Source organism: Microbacterium umsixpiens (genome assembly GCF_053543675.1).
Genome location: NZ_JBLVOH010000096.1, coordinates 1 through 6,177 on the forward strand (window position 1 = coordinate 1; position 6,177 = coordinate 6,177).

A 6,177-nucleotide genomic window follows, 5' to 3' on the forward strand; every position below is an offset into this window, starting at 1 on the left:
CTTTCTCGTTGTGCGCTCAGCGAGTCGGGAACGACCGCTCAGGAGACCCCGTGTACAGCTGCTGCGGACGGCCGATCTTGGTCTGCGGGTCGAGCTGCAGCTCGCGCCACTGGGCCAGCCAGCCGGGCAGACGGCCGATGGCGAACAGCACCGTGAACATCCGGGTCGGGAAGCCCATCGCCTTGTAGATGACACCGGTGTAGAAGTCGACGTTCGGGTACAGGCGACGCTCACGGAAGTAGTCGTCGGCGAGGGCGAGTTCCTCGAGCTCCTTCGCGAGGTCGAGCAGCGGGTCGGTGACGCCCAGCGACGAGAGCACCTCGTCGGCGGCGTCCTTGACCAGCTTGGCCCGCGGGTCGTAGTTCTTGTAGACGCGGTGCCCGAAGCCCATCAGCTTCACGCCCTCTTCCTTGTTCTTCACACGCTCCACGAAGCGCGAGACGCTCTGGCCGGAGTCGCGGATCTGACCCAGCATGGTCAGGACGGCCTCATTGGCACCGCCGTGCAGCGGACCGGAGAGCGCCTGGATGCCGGCGGAGACCGAGGCGAACTGGTTCGCACCGGTGGAGCCCACGAGGCGGACCGTCGAGGTGGAGGCGTTCTGCTCGTGGTCCTCGTGGAGGATCAGGAGCAGCTCGAGAGCCTTCGACATGACCGGGTTGACCTCGTACTCCTCGCTGTGCACGCCGAAGTTGAGCTTGAGGAAGTTATCCACGAAACTCAGCGAGTTGTCGGGGTAGAGGAATGCCTGGCCGACGCTCTTCTTGTGCGCGTACGCCGCGATCACGGGCAGCTTGGCGAGCATGCGCACCATGTTGAGCTCGACGTGCTCGGGGTTGTGCGGGTCGGTCTGCCCCTCGTAGTACGTCGAGAGGGCGGCGACCGCCGACGAGAGCACCGACATGGGGTGCGCCGTGTGCGGCAGCGCCGAGAAGAAGCGCTTGAGGTCTTCGTGCAGCAGCGTGTGACGGCGGATCTTCTCGTCGAACTCTGCGAGCTCCGAAGCCGAGGGCAGTTCGCCGTAGATCAGGAGCCAGGCGACCTCGAGGTAGCTCGTGGACCCTGCCAGCTGCTCGATCGGGTACCCGCGGTAGCGCAGGACGCCCTTGTCTCCGTCGATGAAGGTGATGTCGGACTTCGTGGACGCCGTGTTGACGAAGCCGTAGTCGAGGCCCGTGTAGCCGGTCTGCCGGGTCAGCGTCGAGAAGTCGATGCTGTCGTGGCCTGCCGTGCCGCGCAGTACCGGGAATTCGGCGGTCGTATCGCCGATCGTCAGCTTCGCCGTCTGCTCTGCCGCTGCGCTCACGCGGTCCTCCTCCTGGCGTCCGACCCCGCTGGTCGCGGTATATCGGACAAGATCTTGATCAAGTCGGAACTGGCGATCTCACGGCGCTGTGGCACCAGGTCGAGACACGACCGAATCGCTTTTACAGCCTAGTAGGCACACAGGCCTACTGTGACATCCGCCAAACAGATGCGAACTTCACGGAGAAAACCTACAGAGCGGAGGCGGTGAGGCGGCGCGCGGCTTCTCGCACCCGCTCGGTGGGAGCGGTCAGCGCGAGGCGCACATGCTGCGAGGAGTCCGCACCGTAGAACGGACCGGGACCGGCGAGGATGCCGAGGTCGGCGAGGCGACCCATCGACTCCCAGGCATCGCGCCCTTCCGTCGCCCAGAGGTACAGTCCTGCTTCCGAACCGTCGATGCGGAAGCCTGCGGCCTCCAGCGCGGGGCGCAGTGCTTCTCGCCTGGTGCGGTACAGGTTCTTCTGGGCCGCGACGTGCTCGTCGTCACCGAGCGCGACCGCCATGGCGTGTTGCACGGGGGCGGGCGGCATGAGCCCGAGGTGCTTGCGAGCGGTGAGCAGTTCTCCGACCACGCGCGCGCAGCCGGCGACGAACGCGGCGCGGTAGCCGGCGAGGTTCGACTGCTTGCTCAGCGAGTACACGCTGAGCAGGTTCGCCCTACTGCCGCCGGTCACCCGAGGGTCGAGGATCGAGGGGATCGGCTCGGTCGCCCAGTTTCCGTCCCAGCCCAGCTCGGCGTAGCACTCGTCGCTCGCGAGGACGGCACCCAGCTCGCGCGCACGGCGCACGGCCGCGGCGAGCTCATCGACCGTCCAGGTCCGGCCGTCCGGGTTGCCCGGAGTGTTGATCCAGATGAGCTTGGTGCCCTCCGGCCACTCGGCGGGATCGTCGGCCGGGAGCGGCGTCGCACCGACCACCCGGGCGCCGACCTCGTATGTCGGGTACGCCACTCGCGGATGCACGACGACGTCGCCCGCACCGAGTCCGAGGAGCGTGGGCAGCAGCGCGACGAGCTCCTTGGAGCCGATCGTCGGCAACACGTTGTCGACGCGGAGGTCGGATACTCCCCGGCGCCGCGCGTACCACTCGACGATGGCTTCGCGCAGCGTCGGCGTGCCGACCGTCTGCGGATAGGCGTGTGCGTCGGTCGCCTCGGCCAGCGCACGGCGGATGAGCTCCGGCGTCGGATCCACCGGCGAGCCCACGGAGAGATCCACCAGACCCTCCGGATGCTGCGCGGCACGCTCACGGAACGGGACGACGGCATCCCACGGGTAGTCGGCGAGGTCGCGGACGCTCACAGAAGACGCCTACTCGCCCTGGGGCGGGAGCGCGGCGATGATCGGGTGGTCGAACGTGTAGACGCCGACCTTGGCGGCGCCTCCGGGCGAGCCGATCTCGTCGAAGAACTCGACGTTCGCCTTGTAGTAGTCCTGCCACTCATCGGGCAGGTCGTCTTCGTAGTAGATGGCCTCGACCGGGCACACCGGTTCGCAGGCGCCGCAATCCACGCACTCGTCGGGGTGGATGTACAACGACCGTTCCCCCTCGTAGATGCAGTCAACGGGGCACTCGTCGATGCAGGCGCGATCCTTGACATCGACGCACGGGAGGGCGATCACATACGTCACCCCTTCAGTCTACGACTCGTGGCGCTCGGGTTCCTGCGCGGCAGGTGCGACCGTGCGGACGGGAACCCGTGAGAAGGAGGGCCAGGCGATCACGAGCAGCACGATTCCCGCGACCAGGTAGGTCCAGATCTGCCCACTGAGCGAGTCCGGGACGACGACGGATCCGCCGGGCCCCACGCCGGAGATCAGCACCAGCATGCCGATCATGCCGAGTCCGGCTGCCACCGCCGCTCCCCTGTCGTGTGTGAGCGCTCGTACGGCGACGAGGATCGCCGCGCAGGCGATGGCGGCCACGATGAGCCCCACCGGGATCGGCCCCCACATCACGCTGTGCGCGATCGTGCCGGCGATGCCGTAGACGCCGCCCACCAGGGCCGCAGCGACCCACGACAACACTCTCGACACCCAGCTCACGCGCACCCGTCGATCTTACCGGCGCCGCCTGTGGCCGAGCAGTCGCTCAGGAGGCGAGACCGAAGAGCCGCAGGAGCGCCGCGACGAGCGCGGCCGCCGCCACGACGACGAGGAACGACTGCCGAAGCCACAGGAGCCCTCCCGCGACCAGCAGGGCGGGCACGCGCGCGTCCACCGTGATGGCCTGGCCGTCGCCGAGGGTCTGCACCGCGACGAGTGCGGCCAGGAGCGCCACGGTCAGCAGGTCGGAGATGCGAGCGGTGCGAGGCGCTTCGAGGACCTTGGGCGGCACCAGGTATCCGCCGGCTTTGAGCGCGACACAGATGAGCGCGGCGAGGAGGATCGCACTCCACAGGCTCATGGCGCCCCCTCCGTTCCGACGCGGGCGTGATCCTCCGGCGGCGTCTCGCGGCGGCCCAGCCAGTTGAACCAGCCGACGGCGATCGCGACGACCGCCGCGACGAGCACCGGGAGACCCGGCATGAGGAAGGGGGTGAACGCCGCAGCGACCACCGCAGCCGCCACGCCCACCACGATGGCCTGCCGCTGCCGGAGCCGCGGCCAGAGCAGCGCGAGGAATGCGGCAGCAGCAGCAGCGTCGAGACCCCAGGTCCGGGGGTCGCCGAGCACGTCACCGACGAGCGCACCGACGAGAGTCGTGATGTTCCAGCCCACGAAGATGCCGATGCCGGTCACCCAGAAGCCCACCTGACGCAGCCGCGGGTCGCCCTGCGAGATCGCCACGGCCGTCGACTCATCGATCGTGAAGTGCGCGGCGGCAGCCTTGCGCACCGGCCCTCCGCCGACGATCGGCGACATGCGCATTCCGTAGGCCACGTTGCGCACGCCGAGGAGGGCGGCGGACGCGACCGCGGAGGGCAGAGCAGCGAGGCCTCCGGCGGTGAAGACGCCGATGAACGCGAACTGCGATCCTCCGGTGAACATCAGCAGGCTGAGGACGCACGTCTGCCAGACGTCGAGTCCGGACGCGACAGCCAACGCGCCGAAGGAGACGCCGTAGGCGCTGGTCGCGAGCACGACGCCGAGCGCCTCGCGCCAGACCTCACGCTCGGCGGTCATCGCACGCCCTGCGGATCCTTGTTCGCTTCGCTGAACACATGACCATAATTCTGAACAGTCGCGAATGGATAGTCAAGCGAACGAACGTTTGACATGATGAACGCATGGAAGACCTTCGCACGCGCATCGCCCGCACTCTGCGCCGAGAACGAGAGGCCGTCGGCCTGTCGGTCTCGGAACTCGCGCGCCGCGCGGGTGTGTCCAAAGCGACCGTGTCGCAGCTCGAGAGCGGAGCGGGCAATCCCAGCGTCGAAACACTGTGGGCCCTCGGAGTGGCCCTCGGAGTGCCGTTCGCCGTCCTCGTCGACCAGCACAGCAACACGCCCACCCTGATCCGCGCCGACGACCTCGCCGGCGTCCCCTCCTCCGCGGCCGCCTACAGCGCGACGCTGCTGTCGGCCAGCCCTCCCGGCGCGCGCCGTGACATCTACCTGATCCAGGCCGAACCGGGCGATGCCCGACGCTCCGACCCGCACCACCCGGGCACCATCGAGCACGTCATCCTGGTCTCCGGCCAAGCACTGATCGGACCGGTCGACGAGCCGGTGCTCCTCAACCCCGGCGACTACCTGACATATGCCGGCGACGCCCCGCACATCTTCGAAGCGACAGCCGTCGGTACGAGCGCGGCGCTCATCTCCGAGCTCCGCTGAGGCTCACCCACCGCTGGCGACAGGCGACGGGTCGGGGCGTCACGGCCTCAGTACCAGTTCATCGCCTGCGAGTGTGACCAGGCGCTGCACGGGGTTCCGTAGGCCGCCGAGATGTACTCGAGGCCCCAGGCGATCTGCGTAGCGGCGCTGGTCTGCCAGTCGGCTCCCGCCGATGCCATCTTGCTGCCGGGCAGCGCCTGCGGAATGCCGGTAGCCCCGCCGTCGGCGTTGTATGCCTGGTAGTTCCAGCCCGACTCCTTGGTCCACAGGGAGTCCAGGCACGAGAACTGATCCCCGCCCCAGCCGTACCGGCTCGACATCTGCTGCTGCGCGGAGGCCTTCGCGCCCTCGACGGTGTTGGCGGACGCGAGCGCCGCGGCGGCCGCCCGCTCGGCAGCTGCATGCTCTGCCGCCGCCTTGGCCGCGGCTGCAGCGGCTTCCTCCGCAGCCCGCTTCTCCTGTGCCGCGGTGAGCGCGGCACGCAGATCCTCCGTGTCCGAGACGACCTTCGCGAGCTCCGACTCCACGTCGTCGGTGACGATGCCCACGAGGAGCAACGGGGTCACCTCACTGTCGGAGAGCTTGTCGATGCCGCTCTCGAGCTCGGTCGTGTCGACCGATGTCGAGACACCCACGTCGAGGCCGGATGCTGCGACGTCGGCGCTCACCGCCTCGGCGGCCGCGACAGCACTCCGGGCCTCCACGCGCGTAGACGAAGCGTCTGCGGTGATCTGCGCCAGCGGCTCGGCACCGGACAGTGCGGGCGCGGCGACGGCGATGGCCGGGCTCATGGCGGCCGCGGCAGAGGTGGAGGCCAGGCCCACGCTGAGCGTGATTCCGACCAGGGTGGCGGCGGTCACTCCGAGGATGGCCATCGGGCGGCGGGCGGTGACGGCGGCGCGGGCGGACGCCGCGTCAGAGGCGCGCCGAAGCGCACGGGTTTTCTGAAGCATCGGGTTCGACTTTCGGGTTGTCGTACGCCCTCGCAGGAGACTCATCGGGAGCTCGTCCCGGGCGCAAGCCAACGAGTCTGCACCATCAACCTGAGTGAAAACCATCCCTGACCTGGGATTTACATGAGAAGAGGGGGG

8 protein-coding genes are annotated in these 6,177 nt (G+C 68.7%); 1 reads left to right on the top strand and 7 read right to left on the bottom strand.

From position 1 onward, the window contains the following. Window positions 1–16: 16 nt before the first annotated feature. From ACNPM4_RS09655 to ACNPM4_RS09680, 6 genes are all read right to left on the bottom strand, one after another. Window positions 17–1,306: a citrate synthase gene (locus tag ACNPM4_RS09655; RefSeq protein ID WP_448985524.1), complete on the bottom strand. Its 1,290-nt coding sequence runs from the start codon at window positions 1,304–1,306 to the stop codon at window positions 17–19. Window positions 1,307–1,496: 190 nt separating this feature from the next. After that, complete coding sequence (dapC, locus tag ACNPM4_RS09660; protein ID WP_400855822.1) at window positions 1,497–2,609, bottom strand: succinyldiaminopimelate transaminase; 1,113 nt, start codon at window positions 2,607–2,609, stop codon at window positions 1,497–1,499. A gap of 9 nt (window positions 2,610–2,618) precedes the next feature. Continuing rightward, window positions 2,619–2,939, bottom strand: coding sequence for a ferredoxin (gene fdxA / locus ACNPM4_RS09665; RefSeq protein ID WP_046013877.1), 321 nt, complete (start codon window positions 2,937–2,939; stop codon window positions 2,619–2,621). A gap of 9 nt (window positions 2,940–2,948) precedes the next feature. Then, window positions 2,949–3,359: a hypothetical protein gene (locus ACNPM4_RS09670; RefSeq protein ID WP_029262902.1), complete on the bottom strand. Its 411-nt coding sequence runs from the start codon at window positions 3,357–3,359 to the stop codon at window positions 2,949–2,951. 40 nt (window positions 3,360–3,399) lie between these two features. After that, on the bottom strand, window positions 3,400–3,714 hold the full coding sequence (locus tag ACNPM4_RS09675) for an AzlD domain-containing protein (RefSeq protein WP_448985525.1): 315 nt from the start codon (window positions 3,712–3,714) through the stop codon (window positions 3,400–3,402). Beyond that, window positions 3,711–4,433 carry an AzlC family ABC transporter permease gene (locus ACNPM4_RS09680; protein ID WP_372467259.1) on the bottom strand — a complete coding sequence of 241 codons (723 nt, stop codon included), beginning with the start codon at window positions 4,431–4,433 and terminating at the stop codon, window positions 3,711–3,713. Before ACNPM4_RS09680 ends, ACNPM4_RS09675 begins: the two co-directional genes overlap by 4 nt. 104 nt (window positions 4,434–4,537) lie before the next feature. On the opposite strand from ACNPM4_RS09680, the gene ACNPM4_RS09685 reads away from it, so the two are divergent. Continuing rightward, the gene (locus ACNPM4_RS09685; protein ID WP_448985526.1) at window positions 4,538–5,086 is read left to right on the top strand and encodes a helix-turn-helix domain-containing protein; all 549 of its coding nucleotides are present in this window, start codon (window positions 4,538–4,540) and stop codon (window positions 5,084–5,086) included. Between the two features lie 47 nt (window positions 5,087–5,133). Here ACNPM4_RS09685 and ACNPM4_RS09690 read toward each other — a convergent pair whose 3' ends face one another. Next, window positions 5,134–6,039, bottom strand: a complete 906-nt coding sequence (locus ACNPM4_RS09690) for an aggregation-promoting factor C-terminal-like domain-containing protein (protein ID WP_262000643.1) — start codon at window positions 6,037–6,039, stop codon at window positions 5,134–5,136. Between the last annotated feature and the right edge of the window lie 138 nt (window positions 6,040–6,177).

Excerpts from the sequence above, each read along its gene's own strand:
- ACNPM4_RS09685 (WP_448985526.1), top strand. The coding sequence starts at position 4,538 with ATGGAAGACCTTCGCACGCGCATCGCCCGCACTCTGCGCCGAGAACGA.
- ACNPM4_RS09680 (WP_372467259.1), bottom strand. The coding sequence starts at position 4,433 with ATGACCGCCGAGCGTGAGGTCTGGCGCGAGGCGCTCGGCGTCGTGCTC.
- ACNPM4_RS09675 (WP_448985525.1), bottom strand. The coding sequence starts at position 3,714 with ATGAGCCTGTGGAGTGCGATCCTCCTCGCCGCGCTCATCTGTGTCGCG.
- ACNPM4_RS09690 (WP_262000643.1), bottom strand. The coding sequence starts at position 6,039 with ATGCTTCAGAAAACCCGTGCGCTTCGGCGCGCCTCTGACGCGGCGTCC.